The organism is Providencia sp. PROV272 (assembly GCF_049901975.1).
Lineage (GTDB): Bacteria > Pseudomonadota > Gammaproteobacteria > Enterobacterales > Enterobacteriaceae > Providencia > Providencia stuartii.
In genome coordinates this window covers 3,107,412-3,131,914 of sequence record NZ_CP096291.1, presented here as the reverse complement: position 1 = coordinate 3,131,914, position 24,503 = coordinate 3,107,412, and the positions used below count along the sequence as shown (strand labels likewise).

20 protein-coding genes are annotated in these 24,503 nt (G+C 44.4%); 11 read left to right on the top strand and 9 right to left on the bottom strand.

Features of this window, described 5'->3' with window-relative positions; genetic code table 11:
• Positions 1 to 122 precede the first annotated feature (122 nt).
• The 7 genes from M1E93_RS14425 to kdpF all read right to left on the bottom strand — a co-directional run bounded on the left by M1E93_RS14425 (position 123) and on the right by kdpF (position 8,462).
• The gene (locus M1E93_RS14425) at positions 123 to 518 is read right to left on the bottom strand and encodes a DUF5329 family protein (protein WP_223854703.1); all 396 of its coding nucleotides are present in this window, start codon (positions 516 to 518) and stop codon (positions 123 to 125) included.
• Positions 519 to 602: 84 nt separating this feature from the next.
• Positions 603 to 1,286, bottom strand: a complete 684-nt coding sequence (kdpE, locus tag M1E93_RS14420; protein WP_061064308.1) for a two-component system response regulator KdpE — start codon at positions 1,284 to 1,286, stop codon at positions 603 to 605.
• On the bottom strand, positions 1,258 to 3,978 hold the full coding sequence (kdpD, locus tag M1E93_RS14415) for a two-component system sensor histidine kinase KdpD (protein ID WP_036943513.1): 2,721 nt from the start codon (positions 3,976 to 3,978) through the stop codon (positions 1,258 to 1,260). Before kdpD ends, kdpE begins: the two co-directional genes overlap by 29 nt.
• An 8-nt stretch (positions 3,979 to 3,986) precedes the next feature.
• On the bottom strand, positions 3,987 to 4,580 hold the full coding sequence (gene kdpC / locus M1E93_RS14410; RefSeq protein WP_014657757.1) for a potassium-transporting ATPase subunit KdpC: 594 nt from the start codon (positions 4,578 to 4,580) through the stop codon (positions 3,987 to 3,989).
• Positions 4,581 to 4,590: 10 nt separating this feature from the next.
• Positions 4,591 to 6,654 carry a potassium-transporting ATPase subunit KdpB gene (gene kdpB / locus M1E93_RS14405; protein WP_104873338.1) on the bottom strand — a complete coding sequence of 688 codons (2,064 nt, stop codon included), beginning with the start codon at positions 6,652 to 6,654 and terminating at the stop codon, positions 4,591 to 4,593.
• A 13-nt stretch (positions 6,655 to 6,667) separates the two neighbouring features.
• A complete protein-coding gene (gene kdpA, locus M1E93_RS14400; RefSeq protein ID WP_004917735.1) occupies positions 6,668 to 8,371 on the bottom strand; it encodes a potassium-transporting ATPase subunit KdpA in 1,704 nt (567 codons plus the stop codon).
• A gap of 1 nt (position 8,372) precedes the next feature.
• Positions 8,373 to 8,462, bottom strand: a complete 90-nt coding sequence (gene kdpF, locus M1E93_RS14395; RefSeq protein ID WP_071243399.1) for a K(+)-transporting ATPase subunit F — start codon at positions 8,460 to 8,462, stop codon at positions 8,373 to 8,375.
• A gap of 410 nt (positions 8,463 to 8,872) precedes the next feature.
• Between kdpF and M1E93_RS14390 the strand changes: the two genes are divergently transcribed.
• Both M1E93_RS14390 and M1E93_RS14385 read left to right on the top strand, forming a co-directional pair.
• A complete protein-coding gene (locus tag M1E93_RS14390; RefSeq protein WP_014657758.1) occupies positions 8,873 to 9,079 on the top strand; it encodes a YbfA family protein in 207 nt (68 codons plus the stop codon).
• Between the two features lie 485 nt (positions 9,080 to 9,564).
• Entirely contained in the window at positions 9,565 to 10,308 is a 744-nt protein-coding gene (locus tag M1E93_RS14385) for a type 2 GTP cyclohydrolase I (protein ID WP_004917742.1), read from the top strand.
• 67 nt (positions 10,309 to 10,375) lie between these two features.
• Here M1E93_RS14385 and M1E93_RS14380 read toward each other — a convergent pair whose 3' ends face one another.
• Positions 10,376 to 11,503, bottom strand: a complete 1,128-nt coding sequence (locus tag M1E93_RS14380; RefSeq protein ID WP_014657759.1) for a multidrug effflux MFS transporter — start codon at positions 11,501 to 11,503, stop codon at positions 10,376 to 10,378.
• Positions 11,504 to 11,605: 102 nt separating this feature from the next.
• Between M1E93_RS14380 and M1E93_RS14375 the strand changes: the two genes are divergently transcribed.
• Positions 11,606 to 12,370 (top strand): AraC family transcriptional regulator, encoded by a 765-nt coding sequence (locus M1E93_RS14375; protein ID WP_004917746.1) that lies wholly within the window; start codon positions 11,606 to 11,608, stop codon positions 12,368 to 12,370.
• A 71-nt stretch (positions 12,371 to 12,441) separates the two neighbouring features.
• Here the strand turns inward: M1E93_RS14375 and M1E93_RS14370 are convergent, their stop codons facing one another.
• On the bottom strand, positions 12,442 to 13,728 hold the full coding sequence (locus M1E93_RS14370; protein ID WP_004917748.1) for a citrate synthase: 1,287 nt from the start codon (positions 13,726 to 13,728) through the stop codon (positions 12,442 to 12,444).
• 615 nt (positions 13,729 to 14,343) lie between these two features.
• Here M1E93_RS14370 and sdhC point away from each other — a divergent pair.
• From sdhC to sucD, 8 genes are all read left to right on the top strand, one after another.
• A complete protein-coding gene (gene sdhC / locus M1E93_RS14365) occupies positions 14,344 to 14,733 on the top strand; it encodes a succinate dehydrogenase cytochrome b556 subunit (RefSeq protein WP_004917750.1) in 390 nt (129 codons plus the stop codon).
• Positions 14,727 to 15,071: a succinate dehydrogenase membrane anchor subunit gene (gene sdhD / locus M1E93_RS14360; RefSeq protein ID WP_004917752.1), complete on the top strand. Its 345-nt coding sequence runs from the start codon at positions 14,727 to 14,729 to the stop codon at positions 15,069 to 15,071. Before sdhC ends, sdhD begins: the two co-directional genes overlap by 7 nt.
• Positions 15,072 to 16,838, top strand: a complete 1,767-nt coding sequence (gene sdhA / locus M1E93_RS14355; protein ID WP_004917753.1) for a succinate dehydrogenase flavoprotein subunit — start codon at positions 15,072 to 15,074, stop codon at positions 16,836 to 16,838.
• 35 nt (positions 16,839 to 16,873) lie between these two features.
• Complete coding sequence (locus M1E93_RS14350; protein WP_004917754.1) at positions 16,874 to 17,590, top strand: succinate dehydrogenase iron-sulfur subunit; 717 nt, start codon at positions 16,874 to 16,876, stop codon at positions 17,588 to 17,590.
• A 302-nt stretch (positions 17,591 to 17,892) separates the two neighbouring features.
• The gene (gene sucA / locus M1E93_RS14345) at positions 17,893 to 20,700 is read left to right on the top strand and encodes a 2-oxoglutarate dehydrogenase E1 component (RefSeq protein WP_004917756.1); all 2,808 of its coding nucleotides are present in this window, start codon (positions 17,893 to 17,895) and stop codon (positions 20,698 to 20,700) included.
• Between the two features lie 14 nt (positions 20,701 to 20,714).
• Positions 20,715 to 21,929, top strand: a complete 1,215-nt coding sequence (odhB, locus tag M1E93_RS14340; protein ID WP_004917758.1) for a 2-oxoglutarate dehydrogenase complex dihydrolipoyllysine-residue succinyltransferase — start codon at positions 20,715 to 20,717, stop codon at positions 21,927 to 21,929.
• 134 nt (positions 21,930 to 22,063) lie between these two features.
• Entirely contained in the window at positions 22,064 to 23,230 is a 1,167-nt protein-coding gene (sucC, locus tag M1E93_RS14335; RefSeq protein ID WP_004917759.1) for an ADP-forming succinate--CoA ligase subunit beta, read from the top strand.
• Entirely contained in the window at positions 23,230 to 24,102 is an 873-nt protein-coding gene (sucD, locus tag M1E93_RS14330; RefSeq protein WP_004917763.1) for a succinate--CoA ligase subunit alpha, read from the top strand. The genes sucC and sucD overlap by 1 nt, the downstream gene beginning before the upstream one ends.
• Positions 24,103 to 24,503 lie beyond the last annotated feature (401 nt).

The window sequence follows — 24,503 nt, the reverse complement described above, 5'->3', positions numbered from 1 at the left end:
TCGAGTCTATAGGGTTTTCCTATGGCTCGATGCGAGAACACGTTAGGTATAATAAAAAAGCTTCAGGGCTATATTCAGCCACTGAAGCTTTTTTTATGGGAGAATAGCCGATATCACCAAGACTAAGGCTTTTGGGTATCCACTTTTTCTTTTAGTAATTGATGTAAATATTGATTCGCGGAAGTGACTTTCCCTTCGCTGTCTTTGACCTGATACTCTTCACCTGTGATAGAGGATTTGGACGCGACGTTATCAATAAATTGTTCAGTGGTGCTCAAGCGTTTGTGTGTTTTGCTTAACTTTAAGCGTAGATGAGACTCCGCATCGGTTGCACTGTGCTCAGAGCCATTACGGGTAAAGGTTAAATTCTGCTGTTTACCTAGTTCAGTTAACAGTGCTTCTGTGCGCGTGCGTTCTTCAGGGCTTAGTGCCAGTGCTTGTGTGGCCACAAACAGACCTAATAATAAAACGAAAACAGTAGAAAAACGGCGAACTAGATAAGTCATGTTTGATTGCAAAATTTGCTCTCCTTAATTTGATATAAGGAAGATTATAGCGAGTCACTTTACAGCAGCTAGAGGAAATAATCTGAGAATAAGAGGTTATGGCATAAATCGGTAGCCAATCCCCGTTTCCGTTAATAAATGAATAGGGCGAGCGGGATCATTTTCCAGTTTTTGGCGTAAATGCCCCATATAAATACGTAAGTAATGATTATGTTCAACATAATTAGGCCCCCAAACTTGTAACAATAGGTGGCGTTGCGTTAGAACTTTGCCACTGTTTGCTACGAGTTCACTGAGCAAGCGAAACTCAATAGGGGTGAGATGTAACTCTTCATTTTGTTTGGTGACGAGACGATTGATAAAATCAATTGTGACATCACCAAATTGGAATATTGCGTTTTCTTGAGTGACTTTACCGAAGCGACGTAAAGCGACTCTGACCCTTGCAAGTAATTCGCTAACACCAAAAGGTTTAGTCAGGTAATCATCTGCTCCGGCATCTAATGCCGCGACTTTCTGTGACTCCTCCTCGCGAGCGGAGAGAACGATGATCGGGATATTACTCCATTGGCGCAGATCACGGATCAGATCTAAGCCATCACCATCCGGTAAGCCAAGATCCAGTATTAACAGATCAGGTTGGCGAGTTCCCGCTTCAATTAACCCCCGATGGCGGTTTTCCGCCTCAAAAACTTTCCAGCCTTCCCCCTCCAAAGCTAATCGGACAAAGCGACGGATCTCTTTTTCATCTTCAATGATCAGTATTTGATGGGGATTCACAATAATTATCTAGCTCTTCAATATCTGGAAGTTGTTTAAAAGGTAGAACAAAGTGGAAGCTAGCTCCACCTTTTTTATTATTTTCGGCCCAAATGTTGCCATCATGCAATTGAATAATGGCTCGACAAATTGCTAACCCAAGGCCTACACCGGGAATAGCCGACTCTTTTTGGGCGCGAGAAAATTTATCGAAAATGATTTTTTCCTGCCCATCAGGGATAGCGTTGCTCGCATCCCAAACTTCAATATGTACTTGATTATCCTCTATTTGAGCACAAATTCCCATCGGGGTATCTTTATCACTGTATTTAGTCGCATTCTCCAGTAAGTTAATTAATACGCGCTCGATTAAATTGCCATCGCAATAGAGCAATAAGTTGGCAGGAATATCAATAGATAGAGGGTGGCTATGCAAGGTGTAATCAAGGGTTCTAACCGCACTGCCTGTGATCTCTTGCAGTGATTGCCACTCAAAATTAGGTTGAATACTGCCGGATTGCAGCCGTGCCATATCTAATAAATTGTTGACTAAACGTGAGGTGCTCAGTATCTGCTGGCGCATTTGATTCACTTGCTCAGTATAAGGAGAATTTTCAGCGCTCAGATTCAAGGTCAAAATTTCCGCCTGGCCAAACAGCACCGTCAAGGGGGTTTTAAGATCATGAGATAATGCGGCTAATAACGAATTTCGTAACTGCTCACGCTCAATATCTAATTTTGCACTTTCCGCTTGCTTTGACAATTGCAAACGCGCTAAAGCGCTAGCAATCAGCCCTGTAAAAGTTTGCAACATGCGCTGCTGTTCAGGGATCAGCAACTGACGGAGATTGTTGGGTTCAATGGCGAGTACAGCCAGTGTTTGATCGGCGGTTGTAATGGGTTGTAATTGATAAGGTACACTTGGGAGGGTATCTGTCCCCGCACCAGCAGGTTGCCGCTTCTCGAAACTCCATTTAGCAATAGCCTGATCAATTTGCATAGGGCTATGACCTTCACATAACAAAGGGGAGAGCTGATTGTTTTCATCTGGTAACAATAAACAGGTTTTTGCTTGAAAGGCATTATTGATAAAGTGATAGCCAGTTTTACCAATATCTTGCTCTGTGAGTGCTCGGCTTAATTCTTTTGTCATTTCATATAGATGACGAGTTCGTTGCTCACGGTAGCGCGCGATCCTCGCTTGATATCGCATACCCGCAGTTAGATTCCCGACCACGACACCGACAATTAGCATGACGGTAAAGGTGACCAAGTACTGCATATCCATAATGGCGAGTGAAAAATGGGGTTGTACAAAAAAGAGGTCAAAGCTAATTACATTGATTAGCGCAGCAAAGATGGATGGGCGACGTCCATAAAAAAGCGCGACTAATACAACACCCAGTAAATACAGCGTAACAAGGTTGGCTTTATCGAGGGCCAGCAAAAAAGTACGTGAAAACAGGGTAATCACCGTACAGATAGCGATAGCCACTAAAAACCCATTAACATCACTCCGCCATTTTTCAGAAAAAGGCTTACGTTCAGGCTCCTTAACCCAATCATTTCTCTCTTCGAGTGCAACAATAACTAAATCAAGATCTGGGCCTAATGCGCCTAAACGTTCAGCAAAGTTTGTATGAGTACCAAAGTCTAGCCAGCGGCGACGCTTCGTGCGCCGACCTACCAATATTTTGCCTAGATTGTGTTCGCGCGCATAGCGTAAAACCGCTTTTTCTTCGTAAGGATCGGATAACGTTGCTGTCTCGGCTCCCAAGTCCTGAGCTAAGCGGAGCGCTTTAAGGATAGCCCTACGGTGCCCTTCAGGAAGGCGATGTAACTTTGGTGTTTCGACATAAATGGCGTGCCAAACAGAGCCTAGTTTTGCCGCTAACCTTGCCGCCGCTCGCACCAGTTTTTCGTTGCCATTATGGTGACCAATACATAACAGTAAACCATCTCGAGTATGCCAAACAGGAACGTGCCCTTTACCATCGCGAAACTCTCGCATTTGGTCATCGACTCGGTCGGCAGTACGGCGTAAAGCCAACTCTCTAAGGGCTATCAAATTACCTTTACGGAAAAAATGTTCGATCGCACGCTCGGCTTGTGCGGGGATATAGACCTTACCTTCTTTTAGGCGCTGGCGGAGATCGTCTGGGGGAAGGTCGACTAAAACGATTTCATCGGCGGCATCGAATATGTGATCGGGAACCGTTTCACGTACGTGGATCCCTGTAATGCTACCCACAATATCATTCAAACTTTCAATATGTTGCACATTGATAGTCGTTAAAACATCAATACCCGCATCAAGAAGCTCTTCAACGTCTTGCCACCGTTTCGGATGGCGGCTACCTGCTGGGTTACTAAATGCCAACTCATCCATCAAAATGATAGCAGGGTGCCTTGCAATAGCAGCATCAATATCAAAAGCACTCATACGACGGCCTCGATGGTTTAAGCGGCGCGGCGGTAACTGAGATAAACCATCAAGGAGCGCGGCGGTTTCTTCCCTTTCATGGGTTTCGACGACCCCCACTAAGACATCTAGGCCTTGCGCCCGCAGGCGCTGTGCCTCCTGTAGCATCGCATAAGTTTTTCCGACGCCTGCACAGGCGCCGAAAAATATTTTGAGTTTGCCACGACCACTTTCATTGGCTTTTGCCAGCAATTCATCTGGATTTGGACGTACAGGATCTTGATTGTCCATAACTAACCTCAGTAAGTAGGGAGATTGGCCTGCTGCTTAAACTCATCCAATGCCACGTTCAGTTGCAACACGTTCACAACGGGTTCCCCCATAAAGGCAAGGAGTGGCTTTTCTGTTTGTGCCGCTATCAATGATTCTACTGCTTTTAGTGGGATCTGTCTGTTCTTTGCGATACGCGGTGCTTGATAGAGTGCTGCCGCAACAGAAATTTGTGGATCTAAGCCACTGGCAGAGGCGGTGAGTAGATCGACAGGGATAGCTTGTCCCGCATCTGGATTTTGCATCCTCAACTGTTGACTACGCTGTGCGAAATCTTCGTTTAAAAGTGGGTTACTTATTGCAAGATTACTCCCACTTGAGGCTAACGCATTGTAAGGATAATCAGCCGTCGCTGAAGGTCGGCCGAAAAAATAGCGGTCAGATTGGTAATTTTGACCAATCAAAGTAGATCCAATAACACGCTCTTCTTGCTGGATGAGCGAACCTTGGGCTTGCCAAGGAAATAGAACATTCGCGAGCCCAGTAACCAATAGAGGATAAGCGACACCCGTTATAATCGCCAATAAAATTAATACCACAATGGATGAACGGATCGTGTTCATAATTGATTCCTTATAAACCAAAGAGGCTAATGACCATGTCAATAAGTTTGATGCCAACAAAAGGAACGATCAGACCGCCAAGGCCGTAAATACCAAGGTTGCGTTGTAATAACGATTGTGAGCTCATAGGGCGATAATTGACCCCTTTTAATGCCAATGGGATCAGAAACACAATGATCAAGGCATTAAAGATCACCGCCGATAATAATGCGGAAGCTGGTGAATGGAGCTGCATGACGTTGAGGGCATTAAGTTGTGGCCAAGTTACCGCAAAGGCGGCTGGAATAATGGCAAAATATTTGGCTATGTCGTTTGCAATACTAAATGTGGTGAGCGAGCCCCGAGTCATCAACATCTGTTTGCCTATGTGCACCACTTCAATCAGTTTGGTTGGGTTTGAATCTAAATCCACTATGTTACCCGCTTCTTTCGCGGCCTGTGTACCAGAGTTCATGGCAACGGCGACATCGGCTTGGGCAAGGGCAGGGGCATCATTGGTGCCGTCGCCTGTCATGGCAACCAAACGGCCTTCCGATTGATATTGTCGAATTAATGCTAATTTGGCTTCTGGCGTCGCTTCTGCTAAGAAATCATCAACACCCGCTTCTGCAGCGATAGCGGCTGCCGTTAGGTGGTTATCCCCAGTGATCATTACCGTTTTGATCCCCATGCTACGCATTTGAGCAAAACGCTCTTTGATGCCACCTTTTACAATATCTTTTAAGGCGACGACACCAAGAACAGTTTGGTTATCTACGACGACCAATGGAGTTCCCCCTTGATGAGCAACTTGTTCGACTAACTTGTCTGCTTCGAGTGGGAATTTGCCATGATTAGCTTCAACATAACGGCGAATGGCATCGGCTGAACCTTTGCGGATCATCCTGTCACCAACATTGACGCCGCTCATACGGGTCATTGCCGAAAAAGGAACAAAAGTGGCATTTAAGGCGTGAATATCTCTTTCACGTAAATTAAATTTTTGTTTCGCGAGTACTACAATGCTGCGACCTTCAGGTGTTTCATCGGCTAACGATGAGAGTTGAGCTGCGTCAGCTAATTGTTGTTCAGTGACACCTGATAACGGTAAAAAGGCAGAGGCTTGGCGATTACCTAATGTGATTGTGCCTGTTTTATCCAGTAATAGCACATCAACATCCCCAGCAGCTTCAACCGCACGTCCGCTGGTGGCGATGACATTCGCACCTAGCATGCGGCTCATCCCTGCAACACCAATAGAGGAGAGTAATCCACCAATGGTGGTTGGGATCAAACAAATTAATAGCGCAATCAGCACTAAAATAGAAACTGCATTGCCAGCACCTGCATATTCTGCTGCAAAGAGAGTAAAAGGATACAGGGTTGCGCAGGCGAGCAAGAAAATAATGGTAAGCGCGGTCAATAGAATAGTCAGTGCGATTTCATTAGGTGTTTTGCGACGTTGCGCTCCCTCAACCATTGAGATCATTCGGTCAAGAAAAGTTTCACCGGGATTAACGGTACACTCAACGATCAGCCAGTCTGACAATACACGGGTGCCCCCCGTCACTGAGGAGAAATCCCCACCAGATTCACGGATCACGGGTGCTGATTCCCCCGTAATTGCACTTTCATCGACGGAGGCACCGCCTTCAAGCACTTCACCGTCACAAGGGATGGTTTCACCCGCACGGATCAAAACGATATCACCTTTGCGTAGCTGGTCTGAATTGACGGTTTCTTGCGGGGCATCCAAGCTAGGGTTAGCAAGACGTACCGCACTGCTGAGTTTCTTAACCCCTTTGAGACTAGCCGCTTGTGCTTTGCTGCGCCCTTCTGCGAGCGCTTCAGCAAAATTAGCAAATAAGACAGTAAACCATAACCATAAGGTTATCATGCCACTAAACCAAGCATCCCCAGTACTATAATGGGTGAGCATCGCTAGCCATAACAGCGTGGTAATAAGACTACCGATATAGACCACAAACATGACGGGGTTTCGCCATTGAGCTTGCGGTGTACATTTTTTTATCGCATCAATAATCGATTGACGAACGAGTTTACGGTCAAAAAGCTGAGTTTTTTTACTGTTCATTTTATTTCCCTCATTATGCTGCTAACCCAATTTGCAAATGTTCTGCTATCGGACCCAGCGCAAGTGCGGGCACGAAAGTTAGAGCACCGATGAGTAAAATGGTTAAAATTAATAAGCCAATAAAAACAGGCCCATACGTCGGTAAACTGGCGGTACTTGCCATTTGAGGTTTTTTCATTGCTAATGAACCCGCGATAGCAAGAACAGGGAAGATGACACCAAAGCGGCCTAAGAACATGGTGATTGCCAGTGCAACATTGTAGAACGGTGTGTTTGCACTAAGCCCTGCAAAAGCACTTCCGTTGTTGTTGGCAGCAGAAGAGAAAGCGTATAGCACTTCACTAAAACCATGAGCACCAGGGTTAAAAATGGCAGCGCGGCCCACATCTGTCATTAAAGCGAGTGTAGTACCGCAAAGTACTAATGTCGGTGTAACTAAAATAGCAATAGCCACCATTTTCATTTCTCTCACTTCAATTTTTTTACCCAAATATTCGGGAGTACGGCCAATCATTAAACCGGCAATAAATACGGCAAGTAAAACAAAGAGCAACATGCCATACAGACCGGAGCCGACGCCCCCAAATACCACTTCACCAATCTGCATTAGCCACATTGGCACCATACCGCCTAACGCAGTAAAAGAGTCATGCATGGCATTGACGGCACCGCATGACGCTGCGGTAGTCACAACGGCGTATAATGCTGAGCCAAGGATCCCAAATCGGCTCTCTTTTCCTTCCATATTGATTGAGCTATTTGCCGCAAAATCAGCTAAAAAAGGGTTGCCAACATACTCGGCATAAATCACCGTTGTAGCCGCGATGACAAAAATAATCGCCATGACCCATAACAGGGCATTTCCTTGTTTGTTATCTCCCACGGAGCGACCAAAGGCAAAACATAAGGCTGTTGGGATCAAAAAGATCGCTAACATCTGTACGAAGTTAGTCAACGCCGTTGGATTCTCAAAGGGATGAGAAGAGTTTGCGGCGAAAAATCCGCCTCCATTTGTGCCCAAGAGTTTTATCGCTTCTTGAGATGCCACAGGCCCCATTGGAATGAGTTGAGCTGAACTATCTAGATTATTGCTTAAGACATAAGGCGAGAAATTCTGGATCACACCTTGGCTAACAAAAAAGAGCGCAAAAATAACTGCTAACGGTAAGAGTAAATAGAGCGTAATACGCGTGAGATCCACCCAAGCATTACCCAGCGTCTTACTGCTGTGGCGTGCAAAAGCACGGATCAGAGCGAACACGACTGCGATGCCTGTTGCTGCGGATAAGAAGTTTTGTACGGTTAATCCAGCCATTTGGCTCAGGTAACTTAAGCTGCTTTCACCACTGTAAGATTGCCAGTTGGTATTGGTTACAAAACTAATTGCAGTATTAAAAGCGAGATCCCAATTCATCCCTTGAAATTTTTGTGGGTTAAGAGGGAGGTTGCCTTGAAATAGCAGCAGAATAAAAAGTAACGCAAAGCCCAATGCGTTAAACAGCAAAATGGCGAATGCGTAACGTGACCAATTCATCTCTGCCATTTCTCGACCTGGCTGTTTTAGCCCACTGAAACGCCAAATGATCGTCTCAGTTTTGGCGATAAAGTGTGGCATATCGCCTTCTATTAATCGGGCAATAAATAGTCCGAGTGGTTTCGCGAGTACAAATAGCACCAGTAAAAAACTGGCAATAAGTAGTAATGCACTTGTGGCCATCTTAGAAATCCTCCGCGTTAAGCAGGGCATAAATGAGATAAACCAGCAGTAAAACAACGAAAACTGCCCCAATAATGGAAAGTAATGACACAGTCGTTTCTCCTTATTATTTCCATAGGAGTAGGGTAAGGATTACGTTGTAAAGAAGCTGATAAAAAGTCAGTTAGGGGTGTAAAAAAAGTATAAAAATCGCGATAAAAAGCGGCAGTGTGACGCTTTGTTAATCGATGTTGTTGATTTATTGTGATCGTTTTGTTGTTTTTATTCATTTTGCTGTTAATTATTGTAATAAACCTACATTTTTTCTCAAAATTGACGATTTTTTTATCTTTTAAGTGGTCAGATCAGTAGTAAAATTACCAATAGAAGAGTATTATTAAGGCAGTTAATTTATCTTTCATACTATCTGTACGATTTTGGTCACTCTTGAATGGGTACTATGTGTAAGTTAGGGGCAAACTAAAATCGGCAAATAATGTGGCTACTGACAGGAGGATATCGATGTCCGCATATCACGAATATTCCCGGAATCAGGTGCTTTTACGCCGCACAGCAGCGTTAACCGCTGGCATACTTGCATTTCCGGTTATGGTTTTTCATCCACAACGCGCAAAGTTTTATAGCTACCTTTATAAAGTGTGGGCTAAAACAAGTGATAAGCCCGTTTGGCTTGAGCGCTCAGAAATGACCATGAATACTCATCGCTAATTGGCGATCCCGCTCCCCGCAACACTAGGTTGTGGGGGGAATATTAATTTCAAATGCTAGATTATTTAACCTGATCTATCTCCACCATTCCCTCTTTTTCTATGCCGATGAGGCGCTCATTAGCGCATAACTTTTCCTTTTTCATGGACCAAAGTATAATGCCGATTATGAAGCGACGGCGCGCCTTTAAATTTCAATTAAGACTCAATAGTCAGTAATGGCATGACATAGCGCACTTTGCAGGGCTTGTTGCTTTTTTCAACCACGCCTTAGCGTTCCAAAATGAAAACCATGAGGCAGGAAAAACGATATCCTGTATACAAAAATGGCTTCATGGCTGATCCTCACGACCATTATGAATATAGTAGGGATCTTACCCTTTAGGGCGGGGAGGATGTCAAAAGCTAGACACTCTAGATAGCTTGTCACAAAACCAACCATTTTTGCTAGAACAGGCAAAACCGATGCAGTAAAAGGACAATATTATGCGTAACTTAGCGTTGGAAGAACTTATTAATAATGAGCTGAAAGTCAGCGAATTCCAAGACTATGCGCCGAACGGTTTACAAGTCGAAGGGCGTTCACATGTACAAAAAATTGTAACGGGAGTCACTGCCTGCCAAGCATTACTTGATAAAGCCGTTGAAATGAATGCGGATGCTGTCATTGTTCATCATGGTTACTTTTGGAAAAATGAACCCGTTGTGATCAAAGGGATGAAAAGAAAGCGTCTAAAAACGCTCCTCGAAAACGATATTAACTTATATGGCTATCATTTGCCTTTAGACGCACATCCTCACTTAGGAAATAATACCCAGTTGGCGCATATCATGGGGGTTAAAATTGATGGTCATATTGAGCCATTAATGCCATTTGGTTACTTTGATCAGCCGATTACGCCTGCTGAATTAACTGAACGACTGGAAACGCACCTTGGGCGTAAAGCACTCCATTGTGGTGATACGGGGAAACAAGAAATTCGCCAAATTGCATGGTGCACAGGGGGGGGACAAGGCTTTATTTTGCAAGCCGCGGAATTTGGTGTAGATGCTTTTGTAACAGGGGAAGTATCTGAGCAGACGATTCACATTGCAAGAGAAATGGGGATCCATTTTTACTCAGCGGGGCATCATGCGACTGAGCGTTATGGGATCAAAGCACTTACTCAGTGGCTGGTAGATAACCACGGGCTAGATGCGGTATTCATTGATATTGATAATCCTGCTTAAGCGTTATTTAAAATAAACATGTGCAGCCCAATCAATATTGGCGCTGCACATAGACAGTGAGTTGAATTTACTGTGTGCGATAGCGAAGGGATGATAGGCTGAGAATAATGCTGCCTATTACCAAAACCCCACCTAAATGTTGGCTCCAGCCTGCCACCATCAAACCTACCGCAAGCCCTATATAATAAAATAGCCCTAAAATGGCACCCGCAGTGCCTTTATTGTCGGAATAGCGGCTAAGTGCATGAGCTAGAATATTAGGGATTGCAATACCATAGCCAATGACGACCCCTATTACAGGCGCAATAAACCACACTGAATGCATTAGGATAAAAACTAGGCAACCACTTATTAGTGAAACAAAGCTTGATAGCTTAACTAATTTTTCTGGTGACCAATTTTTACCCAATAAATGGCGATTTAACGTCGAACCAATTCCTACACCTAACGCTAATAAGATCCCAGTTAGGCCAAATTGTTGTTGAGATAGCCCTAATTGTTCAAAATGAAAGGGCGCCAGTTGGTAATAACTGAATAAATTAATGTTGAAAAATGCTATCAATATCACATTTCTGACAATTTCTTTATCCCTAATCATGGTGAATAAAGTGGTTAAAAATGGGCTGTGTATCACATTTGCTGGTCGAGTTTCTGGAAGTCGATAACAAGACCACAACAATAACCCAATAGCTAAAACCGCTAAGCCAATAAAAACGGCTTGATAACCACCACTACTGACTAATAATGAACCTGCTAACATACCCATTGCTGGGCTAATGGCTAGAGCGATCCCCATAATAGAGAATACTTTAGATAATTCATGGCCTTGATAACAATCACGCATGGCTGTTTGGGTGCCAATAGAGCCTACAGCTGCACCAAAAGCGGATAACATGCGCATAAGCAATAATAAATAAAAATGCGTTACAAATAAGGCTCCAATCGAGGCAACTCCATACAATAAAAGCCCTGCAAGTATTGTTGGACGGCGGCCTAGTGTGTCACACATTCTTCCCCAAAATACGACGCCGAATGCAAATGCAAAGAAATAGAGTGAAAGCGTCTGTGAAGCTTGTTCTGCATTAACATGGAAAGCGATAGCAATCCCCGTTAATGCTGGGCTGTATATGGTTTCAACGATTTGTGGAAACATCATTAAGGCAACAGCCAGCCATAATGAAAGAGGACGTTTCATATTAATAATCCTATATCTGTCACTGATGGCGAGCAGTTTAGTTGTATTTTTACTGTCTTATTACAATAATAAAGACAATAAATATCAAAAATAGGACATGTTATGGCATGGCTTAATCAGCAAGATAAGTTTGAGACACATTGGTATCAAGCTCCGATATTAGGGATTGCAGCGGAGATGGGGCAACACGACTCAGGCTTTCATGCTCACGATATGGGGCAATTACTGTTTACGCAGCAAGGTTGTATCCGTATTTCATTGGAAAACCGCTTATCATTACTCCCTCCTGGTAGAGTGGCTTGGATCCCCGCACAGGTTGTTCATCGTGCGCAAATGCGGGCGTCTGTTGGCTATCGCTCCGTTTATCTAAGCCAACAGTTTGCTCAGCAAATTGGTAGTGAAGTCATGGTGTTAACGGTAACACCGCTATTGAGAGAGCTTCTTGAACGTATTGCTATTGCACCTTTTGATAGCCAGTGGCAAACAGGGCGGTTAGCCAATTTATTACCTGTGTTTATCGATGAATTGCAAAATGCGAGTAAAGAGCCGATGTTTATCGCTATACCGCAAGATCGCAGACTGAAACATGTCAATATGGAGCAGCTTCCTCCACCATTAGTCGCGCTGGCCCAAACTGTTGGAGCAAGTGAAAAAACGATTACACGTATTTTTTTGCGTGAAACAGGCATGAGTTATCAGGTTTGGCGCCAACAATGGCGTTTTATAAAGGCTGTAGAGCTTCTTGCTCAAGGGAAGCCCTACCATTTTATCACTCAAGAATTAGGGCTAACGAGTGATAGCGCATTTATTAGTTTTTTTAAAAAAATGAGTGGTGTTACACCAAAAGAATACCAATCAACTAGCTAAATCATGCGATAGAAAAGCCCCGATTTTCGGGGCTTTGGTATGTAGGGAATCGAATCGTTTTAGTAAGAATATTATTTTTTTGATAGGTTAGAGTTAAACTCACGTTTCCCGTAGCCAGTATATAGCTGGCGAGGACGTGCGATTTTCAGACCATCATCATGCATTTCGTTCCAGTGTGCAATCCAGCCGATAGTCCGTGCAATAGCAAAGATCACGGTGAACATAGATGATGGAATACCCATTGCTTTCAGGATGATACCTGAATAGAAGTCAACGTTAGGATACAGTTTTTTCTCAATGAAGTATGGGTCGTTTAGTGCAATACGCTCCAGTTCCATCGCCACTTCGAGTAGGCTATCGTTCAGGCCAAGCTCATTTAGAACTTCATGGCAGGTTTCACGCATAACAGTCGCGCGTGGGTCATGGTTTTTATAAACACGGTGACCAAAGCCCATCAGACGGAAAGAGTCATTTTTATCTTTCGCACGCTCAATAAATGCTGGAATGTGTTCAACAGTTTGGATCTCTTCCAACATACGTAGACAAGCTTCGTTAGCACCACCATGAGCAGGTCCCCATAGCGAAGCGATACCCGCAGCAATACATGCAAATGGGTTTGCACCGGAAGAGCCAGCAGTACGTACGGTTGACGTTGAAGCGTTTTGTTCGTGGTCGGCGTGTAGGATTAAAATACGATCCATTGCGCGCTCAAGCACTGGGTTAACCACATACTCTTCACATGGTGTAGAGAACATCATGTACAAGAAATTACCTGCATAAGACAGGTCATTACGAGGGTAGACGAAAGGTTGACCGATGGAGTACTTGTAGCACATCGCCGCAACCGTTGGCATCTTAGACAGCAGACGATACGCGGTGATTTCACGGTGGCGAGGGTTGTTAACATCCAGCGCATCGTGATAGAAGGCTGCTAGCGCACCTGTCACACCACACAATACTGCCATAGGGTGTGAGTCGCGGCGGAAGCCTGTAAGCATACGGGTAATTTGCTCATGGATCATGGTATGGCGAGTTACCGTATTCTTAAAGGTATTGTATTGTTCTTGCGTTGGCGCTTCGCCGTATAACAGGATGTAGCAAACCTCTAAGTAAGAGGCTTCGGTTGCCAATTGGTCAATTGGAAAACCGCGGTGCAGCAGAATGCCTTTATCACCATCAATGTAAGTGATTTTTGATTCACATGAAGCAGTAGAGGTAAATCCAGGGTCGTAGGTGAAATACCCTTTTGAACCTAAAGTTCGGACATCGATAACGTCTTGACCGAGAGTTGGGGTTAGAATGTCTAGTTCAATTGTACTTGCACTCTCAGTCGTTAGCTTAGCTTTGTTATCAGCCATTTACGGTCTCCTTAGCGCTTGATAATCAACACCCAACAACCAGAACTCAGCGTTATACTGCGTCTTTACACATTGTTCTACCGGTGTGTTGTGGAAATCAGCTAGCTATCACATTAAATCCTGAAATCTGACTACCGATGACAATGTCTTTTAGGTTGTTTACGAGTGTGTAGATGTTATGTTCTTTTTGTTGTTTTCCCTACAATATCATTATTTTTAGTAAGGGAAACTAGTTTCATAACTTTTCAGTTTTCTTTCACGCCGATTGAGATATTGGCGACGTTCAGATAATTCTACCAGCCATATATGTAAGATAAATGTTGAATCATTGTCAAATAAGATAAGCACATTTATATAAAATGTTTAAATCGTGATCCCTCTCACTGTTCGGGCTAAATGTCACCAAACATTTTGTGTGGGAATTGTAATAGCAATGTGAAGACTTTATACTGGCAGCAGGTCTCCGGATTACCCTGATGTAGGAGTTCCAGCGTAATCAGTATGCAACTCTACTTGAACATGATGGACTAACGTTTAGCTTAAGTTGCATTTTGTACCCCTGTCGCTGTCCATTTCCGCCCCAGGTCCGGAGGAAGGAAAATAATAAAGAGCTGTGTGGGCAAAATTGTGAAAAAACAAAGACCTGTCAATCTTGATCTGCAGACGATCCACTTCCCGATCACTGCAATCTCTTCGATCTTGCACCGTGTCTCTGGCGTCATTACTTTCATCGCAGTTGGTATTCTGCTTTGGTTGTTAGGGACATCTCTCTCCTCTCCAGAAGGCTTTCAATACGTATCCGAAATAATGACCGGCTTTTTTGCTAAGTTCATTCTTTGGGGAATTCTAACAGCATTGGCTTACCACATTTGTGGTGGTATTCGTCATATGCTGATGGACTTCGGCTGGGTTGATGAAACACTAGCCGCAGGTAACTCATCTGCAAAAATCACGTTTGTTATTACTGTCGTTCTGGCAATTCTGGCGGGGATATTAGTATGGTAAGTAATGCTTCAGCTTTAGGCCGCACTGGTATTCAGGACTGGCTGTTAATCCGTGGTTCAGCGATCGTTATCGTACTCTACGTACTGTATCTTGTTGGCTTTATTGCCATCAACGATATCACTTATGAAACATGGCGTGGTTTCTTCGCATCTTCTGTGACGAAAGTATTTACTATCCTCACATTGTTCTCGATTTTAGTGCATGCCTGGATTGGTTTATGGCAGGTGCTCACTGACTATGTTAAGCCATTGGCACTACGTTTAGTGTTGCAGCTTGTTATTGTTGTTGCGCTGCTGGCTTACTTAATTTACGGAACAATTGTGGTGTGGGGTGCATAAATGAATCTGCCAATAAGAGAATTTGACGCTATCGTTATCGGTGCAGGTGGCGCAGGTATGCGCGCTGCATTGCAAATTTCGCAACTTGGCTTATCTTGCGCCTTGTTGTCAAAAGTTTTTCCAACCCGTTCTCATACGGTATCAGCGCAAGGTGGTATCACTGTTGCACTAGGTAACACTCACCCAGATAACTGGGAGTGGCACATGTATGACACCGTAAAAGGGTCTGACTATATCGGTGACCAAGATGCCATCGAATACATGTGTAAAACGGGTCCAGAAGCGATTCTTGAATTAGAACATATGGGCTTACCATTCTCTCGTTTGGACGACGGTCGTATTTATCAGCGTCCATTCGGTGGTCAGTCTAAAAACTTCGGTGGTGAGCAAGCGGCTCGTACCGCTGCTGCTGCTGACCGTACTGGTCATGCTCTGTTGCATACGTTGTATCAACAAAACCTGAAAAACCACACCACTATTTTTTCTGAGTGGTATGCCCTTGATTTAGTTAAAAACCAAGATGGCGATATCGTTGGTTGTACGGCAATTTGTATGGAAACTGGCGAGCTAGTTTACTTCAAAGCTAAAGCAACGATCCTTGCAACAGGTGGTGCAGGCCGCATCTATCAATCCACAACAAACGCTCACATCAATACGGGTGACGGTGTTGGTATGGCTGCCCGTGCGGGTGTGCCACTACAAGATATGGAAATGTGGCAATTCCACCCAACAGGTATCGCAGGTGCAGGGGTTCTGGTAACAGAAGGCTGCCGTGGTGAAGGTGGATACCTATTGAATAAAGACGGCGAGCGTTTCATGGAGCGTTATGCGCCTAACGCGAAAGACCTTGCTGGTCGTGACGTTGTTGCTCGTTCAATTATGATTGAAATCCGTGAAGGTCGTGGCTGTGATGGCCCTTGGGGACCTCACGCGAAATTGAAATTGGACCACTTGGGTAAAGAAGTTCTGGAATCACGCCTACCGGGTATTCTTGAGTTATCTCGTACCTTTGCTCACGTTGACCCAATCAAAGAGCCAATCCCAGTTATCCCAACGTGTCACTATATGATGGGCGGTATCCCAACTAAGGTTACAGGTCAAGCGATTCGTTATAACGAAAAAGGCGAGGATGAAGTCATTCCAGGTCTGTTCGCTGTGGGTGAAATTGCGTGTGTATCTGTACACGGTGCTAACCGCCTTGGTGGTAACTCATTGCTCGACTTAGTGGTATTTGGTCGTTCTGCGGGTCTACACCTGAAAGAGTCACTGATGGAGCAAGGTTCAATGCGTGAAGCATCTGAATCTGACATTGATGCTGCAATGGCTCGCTTTAACCGCTGGGAAAATGCACGTACGGGTGAAGATCCTGTTGAAATCCGTAAAGCGCTGCAAACCTGCATGCAACATAACTTCTCGGTATTCCGTGAAGGTGATGCAATGGCGAAAGGTTTAGAAGAGCTGAAAGTTATCCGCGAGCGTTTGAAAAATGCACGTCTTGATGACACATCGACCGAGTTCAACACTCAACGTATTGAATGTTTAGAGCTGGATAACTTGATGGAAACAGCTTATGCAACAGCACAAGCTGCAAACTTCCGTACTGAAAGTCGCGGAGCGCATAGCCGTTTCGACTATCCAGATCGTGATGACGTTAATTGGCTGTGTCACTCATTGTATTTACCGCAATCTGAAACGATGACGCGTCGTGAAGTGAACATGCAACCTAAGTTGCGTGAACCCTTCCCGCCGAAAGTACGTACTTATTAATGCGTGGTGTTAATCCAGTTGCGGAGAAATGAACTATGAAACTTGAATTTTCGATTTATCGCTATAATCCGGACGTAGATAACGCGCCACGTATGCAAGATTACACGCTCGAAGTGCCTGAAGGGCGTGACATGATGTTGCTGGATGCGTTGATCCAACTGAAAGAGAAAGATCCAACATTGTCATTCCGTCGTTCTTGCCGTGAAGGTGTATGTGGCTCTGACGGCGTTAACATGAATGGTAAAAATGGTCTGGCTTGTATCACACCCCTGTCTGCGTTGACTCGTAGCGGAAAGAAAATTGTGATCCGTCCATTACCAGGTCTGCCTGTTATTCGTGACCTGATTATCGACATGAGCCAGTTCTATACTCAATACGAAAAAATTCGTCCGTATCTTATTAATGATAATAAGAACCCACCGGCGCGTGAGAATTTACAGTCACCGGCACAGCGTGAAAAACTCGATGGATTATATGAGTGTATTTTGTGTGCATGTTGCTCAACTTCTTGCCCATCGTTCTGGTGGAACCCGGACAAATTTATTGGTCCAGCAGGTCTTTTAGCTGCATACAGGTTCCTAATTGATAGTAGAGATACTGAAACAGATGCTCGATTAGATGATCTGAACGACGCTTTTAGTGTTTTCCGCTGTCATAGCATCATGAATTGTGTCAATGTATGTCCTAAAGGACTAAATCCAACGAAAGCTATCGGGCATATTAAATCTATGTTACTAAAACATAGTGCATAAAACCGATTTAACCTGCGGTACGAAAGTACCGTAGGTTATTAAATAGTAAAAAGTAAAAGCAAAAAAGTGAAAGTAATAAGCCAAACTGCAAATGATGAAGACGCGAGCAAACTCGAGGAACCTTTAAAAACTGCAGTCAGTTTTTAAAGGTTCCTTAAAAGGGGAGCCCGGAGTGATAAAGGGAAACCCAAAGTGAGAACATGCATAAAGCACGTCCAGAAGAACCTTTATCGAGGCCGCTTAAACGCGGCAATTAGTTAACCACGGCGAAAACTAAAGCTGTAAAAGCTTAAGGGATCACAATGCAGAACGGCGTAATGAAGGACTGGCTGGATTCGAGCTTTCTGGCAGGCGCGAACCAGACTTACATAGAACAACTCTATGAAGATTATCTAACTGACCCCAATTCTGTTGATGCTGGCTGGAGAGAAATCTTCCAGCAACTGCCTGGAGCAGGCACCAACGCTGAGCAATTCCACTCACAAGCACGCGAATATTTCCGTCGCTTAGCAAAAGACTCGACTCGTTATCATACCTCTGTTAGCGATCCTGCAATCGACGCAAAACAAGTAAAAGTTTTGCAGTTGATTAACGCATTCCGCTTCCGCGGGCATCAAAATGCAAATCTTGACCCATTAGGTTTATGGAAACGTGAATCTGTTCCCGATTTAGATCCAGCATTCCATAATCTAACGAAAGAAGATTTCGACGAAACATTCAATGTGGGTTCTTTTGCGATTGGCAAAGAGACCATGAAACTTAGCGACCTGTATGATGCACTGAAACGTATTTATTGCGGTTCTATTGGTGCTGAATACATGCATATCACAAATACTGAGGAAAAACGCTGGATCCAGCAACGCCTCGAGTCTGTGAATGTCGCTGAGCAATTTACGAAAGAAGAAAAACGTCGCTTCTTAGCTGAATTAACAGCAGCAGAAGGGCTAGAGCGTTATTTAGGCGCTAAATTCCCAGGTGCAAAACGTTTCTCATTGGAAGGTGGTGATTCACTGATCCCAATGCTGAAAGATTTGATTCACCATGCGGGTAAACAAGATACGCGTGAAGTTGTACTAGGTATGGCTCACCGTGGTCGTCTTAACGTTCTTATCAACATTTTAGGTAAAAAACCGGCTGAACTATTCGATGAGTTCGCAGGTAAACACAAAGACCACTCAAGTGCTGGTGACGTTAAATATCACCAAGGCTTCTCTTCTGATTTCCAAACCGAAGGCTCACGTGTTCACTTAGCATTGGCATTTAACCCATCTCACCTTGAGATAGTTAGCCCAGTTGTTATTGGCTCTGTCCGTGCTCGTCGTGATCGTCTTGATGAAGGCCGTAGCAATATGGTGCTACCAATCACCATCCATGGTGACTCTGCGGTAGCAGGCCAAGGCGTTGTTCAAGAAACACTGAACATGTCTCAAGCGCGTGGTTATGAAGTTGGTGGTACTGTACGTATCGTCATTAACAACCAAATCGGTTTCACAACGTCTAACCCGAAAGATACTCGTTCAACAGAGTATTGTACTGACATCGCGAAGATGGTCCAAGCACCTATCTTCCACGTGAACGCTGATGATCCAGAAGCGGTAGCATTTGTCACTCGCTTAGCATTAGATTTCCGTAATACCTTTAAACGTGATGTGATGATTGACCTCGTTTGTTATCGTCGTCATGGTCATAACGAAGCTGATGAGCCAAATGCAACTCAGCCAATTATGTATCAAAAAATCAAAAAACATCCGACCCCACGTAAAATCTATGCTGACCGTCTAATTGAAAGTGGTGTTGTGACTGCTGATGAAGTCACTGAGATGGTTAATTTGTACCGTGACGCGCTAGATAGAGGCGACTGTGTCGTTGAAGAGTGGCGTGAAATGGGGCTACATTCTTATACATGGGAACCGTACCTGAACCATGAATGGAATGAAGAATACAAATCCACATTTGATTTAAAACGCTTGCAAGAGCTTGCGGTTAAAACCAGTACTATCCCTGCTGAAGTTGTCACTCAGTCTCGTGTTGAGAAAATTTACTCTGACCGTGCTGAAATGGCAAAAGGCGAAAAACCTCTTGATTGGGGTGCAGCAGAAACATTGGCATATGCAACCTTGGTTGATGAAGGTATTCCTGTTCGTCTATCTGGTGAAGATGCTGGCCGTGGTACGTTCTTCCACCGTCATGCTGTTGTTCATAATCAAACGAACGGTTCAGTATATGTACCGCTGCAAAATATCCATAACGGGCAAGGCGTGTTTAATGTTTGGGACTCAGTTCTGACAGAAAACGCGGTGTTGGCATTCGAATATGGCTACGCGACGACAGAACCACGCGCTCTGACGATTTGGGAAGCTCAATTTGGTGACTTCGCAAACTGTGCGCAAGTGGTTATCGACCAATTTATTAGCTCAGGTGAGCAAAAATGGGGTCGTATGTGTGGCTTGGTAATGCTTTTACCACACGGTTATGAAGGCCAAGGCCCAGAGCACTCCTCTGCACGTTTAGAGCGTTATCTGCAACTGTGCGCAGACCAAAACATGCAAGTGTGTGTGCCGTCAACGCCTGCTCAGGTTTATCACATGTTACGCCGTCAGGCACTACGCGATATGCGTCGTCCTCTGATTGTGATGTCACCTAAATCACTGCTGCGTCATCCATTAGCGGTATCAAGCATGGAAGAGCTGGCGAATGGTAAATTCCTGCCAGTAATCGGTGAAATAGATGAAATCAATCCGAAAAACGTGAAACGCGTCATTCTGTGTTCAGGTAAAGTTTATTACGATCTGTTAGAACAGCGTCGTAAGAATGAACAAACAGATGTTGCTATCGTGCGTATTGAGCAGCTATATCCGTTCCCACACGAAGATATTCAGCAAGCGCTGGCGCAATATGCGCATGTTAAGGATTTCGTATGGTGTCAAGAAGAGCCATTGAACCAAGGCGCTTGGTATTGCAGCCAACACAACTTCCGTGAAGCTATCCCTGCAGGGGCGACTTTACGTTATGCAGGTCGTGCTGCTTCTTCATCTCCAGCAGTTGGTTATACGTCCGTTCACCAAGAGCAGCAACAAGCTCTGGTTAATGACGCGTTGAACATTGAATAATTAAAGGATAGAAAATGAGTAGTGTAGAAATTCTTGTTCCAGATCTTCCTGAATCCGTTGCTGATGCTACGGTTGCCACATGGCATAAAAAACCAGGTGATAGCGTTGAACGTGACGAAGTGCTGGTTGAAATCGAAACGGATAAAGTTGTACTAGAAGTTCCTGCAAGTGAAGCGGGTGTACTAGAAGCTATCGTTGAAGACGAAGGTGCAACAGTGTTATCTAAACAACTGTTAGGCCGTATTCGTTTGGGTGATAGCACTGGCATGCCAGCGGATGTGAAACCTGCTCAAGAAGCTGCACCTGCACAACGTCAAACGGCGAGCTTGGAAGAAGAGAGCAATGATGCACTGTCTCCAGCGATCCGTCGCTTAGTTGCAGAGCATGATCTTAACCCAGCAGATATTAAAGGCACGGGTGTTGGTGGTCGTCTGACTCGCGAAGATGTTGAAAAACATTTAGCAGCGAACAAATCAGCGCCTGCTGCTAAAGCACAAGCACCTGCTGCTCCACAAGCGCCACTGGCACATCGTAGCGAAAAACGTGTACCAATGACACGTCTGCGTAAACGTATTGCTGAGCGTCTGTTGGAAGCGAAAAACAGCACTGCGATGTTAACAACCTTTAACGAAGTTAACATGCAGCCAATCAAAGATCTGCGTAAGCAATATGGTGAAGCGTTCGAAAAACGTCACGGTGTGCGTTTAGGCTTTATGTCTTTCTACATTAAAGCAGCGGTCGAAGCACTGAAACGTTATCCAGAAGTGAATGCTTCTATTGACGGTACAGATGTGGTTTACCACAACTATTTCGACATCAGTATTGCGGTATCGACACCTCGTGGTCTGGTAACACCAGTATTGCGTGACGTTGATGCGATGAGCATGGCTGATATCGAGAAGACAATTAAAGAACTGGCTGTTAAAGGTCGCGACGGTAAATTAACGGTTGAAGACTTAACTGGTGGTAACTTCACTATCACTAATGGCGGCGTATTTGGTTCTCTCATGTCCACACCTATCATTAACCCACCACAAAGTGCAATCTTAGGCATGCATGCTATTAAAGATCGCCCTATGGCGGTTAATGGTAAGGTCGAAATTCTTCCAATGATGTACCTTGCATTATCTTATGACCACCGCCTAATTGATGGTAAAGAGTCAGTTGGCTTCTTAGTGGCTATCAAAGATATGCTGGAAGATCCAACTCGTTTACTGCTGGACGTATAGCAACATAACAGGGCAGGGGCATACCTGTCCGGTCTGAAGTAACCGATGCAACCGGCTCCCGCCGGTTGCTAAATCAGTAACAATTGCAGGAGGCGAATAAACGCCTCTTCAGACTCAATTATGGATAGAACATCATGAATTTACACGAGTATCAGGCAAAACAGCTTTTTACACGCTACGGTTTGCCAGCACCAACGGGTTATGCCTGCTCATCAGCAGATGAAGCTGTAGAAGCGGCTAAAAAAATCGGAAACGGCCCATGGGTTGTTAAATGCCAAGTTCACGCAGGTGGACGTGGTAAAGCTGGCGGCGTTAAAGTCACAAGCAATATCAACGATATCAAAGAATTTGCTGAAAAATGGTTAGGTAAAAACCTTGTTACTTACCAAACAGATGCAAATGGTCAGCCTGTTAACCAAATCCTTGTTGAACATGCGACAGATATTGCTAAAGAGCTGTATTTGGGTGCAGTAGTTGACCGTGGCACACGTCGTGTTGTGTTTATGGCTTCTACCGAAGGTGGTGTTGAGATTGAGAAAGTTGCTGAAGAAACGCCAGAACTGATCCACAAAGCAGTTATCGACCCATTAACAGGTCCTATGCCTTTCCAAGGCCGTGAATTAGCATTTAAATTAGGCTTAACGGGTAAACAAGTTAGCCAATTCGCTAAGATCTTCATGGGCCTAGCGACTATGTTCTTAGAGCGTGACCTTGCTCTAATCGAAGTCAACCCATTAGTTATCAATACTGAAGGCGACCTAGTTTGTTTGGATGGTAAATTAGGTGTTGATAGCAACGCACTATATCGCCAAGCAGAAATGCGTGAAATGCATGACCCATCTCAAGAAGATGCACGCGAAGCACAAGCTGCACAGTGGGAACTGAACTATGTTGCACTTGATGGCAACATCGGTTGTATGGTTAACGGTGCAGGTCTTGCAATGGGAACCATGGATATCGTTAAACTGCACGGCGGTGCACCAGCTAACTTCTTAGACGTTGGTGGTGGCGCAACTAAAGAACGCGTAACTGAAGCATTTAAAATTATCCTTTCAGATAAGAGCGTTAAAGCTGTTTTCGTTAACATTTTTGGTGGTATCGTTCGCTGTGACCTGATTGCAGACGGCATCATTGGTGCAGTAGAAGAAGTTGGCGTGAATGTACCAGTAGTGGTTCGTTTAGAAGGTAACAATGCAGAGTTAGGTGCGAAGAAACTGGCTGATAGCGGTCTGAATATTATCGCAGCAAACAGCCTGACGGATGCAGCTAAGAAAGCAGTAGCAGCGGCGGAGGCCAAATAATGTCTATTTTAATCGATAAAAACACCAAAGTAATTTGCCAAGGTTTCACTGGCGGTCAAGGTACTTTCCACTCCGAACAAGCGATTGCTTACGGTACTAAAATGGTTGGTGGTGTGACTCCGGGTAAAGGTGGCACAACTCACTTAGGCCTACCTGTATTTAATACTGTTCGTGAAGCTGTAGAAGCGACAGGCGCAACCGCTTCTGTTATCTATGTTCCAGCACCATTTTGTAAAGATTCTATCTTAGAAGCAATTGATGCGGGCATTAAACTGATTATCACTATTACTGAAGGTATCCCAACGCTGGATATGCTGACTGTGAAAGTGAAATTAGATGAAGCTGGCGTACGCATGATCGGTCCAAACTGCCCAGGTGTTATCACGCCGGGTGAATGTAAAATTGGTATCCAACCAGGTCATATCCATATGCCAGGTAAAGTCGGTATCGTTTCACGTTCAGGTACGCTGACTTATGAAGCGGTAAAACAAACGACAGATGCAGGTCTTGGCCAATCAACTTGTGTTGGTATCGGTGGTGACCCAATCCCAGGTTCAAACTTCATTGACATCCTGAAGATGTTCCAAGAAGACCCACAAACCGAAGCAATCGTCATGATCGGTGAAATTGGTGGTAACGCAGAAGAAGAAGCGGCTGCTTACATCAAAGAGCACGTAACTAAGCCAGTTGTTGGTTACATTGCAGGTGTAACAGCGCCTAAAGGTAAGCGTATGGGCCACGCTGGTGCGATTATCGCTGGCGGTAAAGGTACAGCTGACGAGAAATTTGCTGCATTAGAAGCTGCGGGCGTGAAAACAGTACGTAGCTTGGCAGACATTGGCGATGCTGTGAAATCAATGTTGGCAAAATAAGCTCTCGCTTAGCATAAACATTTAAAACAGTGAGGCTCGTATTCCAAAAGAATACGGGCCTTTTTTGTTGTGCGTGGCGCGCTAGACACAGAGGGATAACACAGGTGCTGTTATCGATAAATTAGCGGATTATCGCAGTGTGGATACGTGAGATGGAGTGTCGTACTCTTTTTGGCGGCCTAGTTTTTTTAGATTTAATTGTACTATGCAACTACCCTTTAACGGGTTCCAATTATCGCCGTTTGACGGTTATTTATACTGCTTAAATGTTGTACTCTAGTCTTAAGTTGGGTGTTTTTCACTCAATGTGATTAAATATACTACTAAAGTGCCATTTTTAATAACGGATGCTTAGTCTTAATTAATAAATCTAAAATAGTCAAATAAGCAGAGATTATTTA

Coding starts and splice junctions, on each gene's coding strand:
- kdpD (WP_036943513.1), bottom strand. CDS start 3,978: ATGGACAATCAAGATCCTGTACGTCCAAATCCAGATGAATTGCTGGCA.
- kdpC (WP_014657757.1), bottom strand. CDS start 4,580: ATGAACACGATCCGTTCATCCATTGTGGTATTAATTTTATTGGCGATT.
- kdpB (WP_104873338.1), bottom strand. CDS start 6,654: ATGAACAGTAAAAAAACTCAGCTTTTTGACCGTAAACTCGTTCGTCAA.
- kdpA (WP_004917735.1), bottom strand. CDS start 8,371: ATGGCCACAAGTGCATTACTACTTATTGCCAGTTTTTTACTGGTGCTA.
- M1E93_RS14390 (WP_014657758.1), top strand. CDS start 8,873: ATGTCCGCATATCACGAATATTCCCGGAATCAGGTGCTTTTACGCCGC.
- M1E93_RS14385 (WP_004917742.1), top strand. CDS start 9,565: ATGCGTAACTTAGCGTTGGAAGAACTTATTAATAATGAGCTGAAAGTC.
- M1E93_RS14380 (WP_014657759.1), bottom strand. CDS start 11,503: ATGAAACGTCCTCTTTCATTATGGCTGGCTGTTGCCTTAATGATGTTT.
- M1E93_RS14375 (WP_004917746.1), top strand. CDS start 11,606: ATGGCATGGCTTAATCAGCAAGATAAGTTTGAGACACATTGGTATCAA.
- M1E93_RS14370 (WP_004917748.1), bottom strand. CDS start 13,728: ATGGCTGATAACAAAGCTAAGCTAACGACTGAGAGTGCAAGTACAATT.
- sdhD (WP_004917752.1), top strand. CDS start 14,727: ATGGTAAGTAATGCTTCAGCTTTAGGCCGCACTGGTATTCAGGACTGG.
- sdhA (WP_004917753.1), top strand. CDS start 15,072: ATGAATCTGCCAATAAGAGAATTTGACGCTATCGTTATCGGTGCAGGT.
- M1E93_RS14350 (WP_004917754.1), top strand. CDS start 16,874: ATGAAACTTGAATTTTCGATTTATCGCTATAATCCGGACGTAGATAAC.
- sucA (WP_004917756.1), top strand. CDS start 17,893: ATGCAGAACGGCGTAATGAAGGACTGGCTGGATTCGAGCTTTCTGGCA.
- odhB (WP_004917758.1), top strand. CDS start 20,715: ATGAGTAGTGTAGAAATTCTTGTTCCAGATCTTCCTGAATCCGTTGCT.
- sucC (WP_004917759.1), top strand. CDS start 22,064: ATGAATTTACACGAGTATCAGGCAAAACAGCTTTTTACACGCTACGGT.
- sucD (WP_004917763.1), top strand. CDS start 23,230: ATGTCTATTTTAATCGATAAAAACACCAAAGTAATTTGCCAAGGTTTC.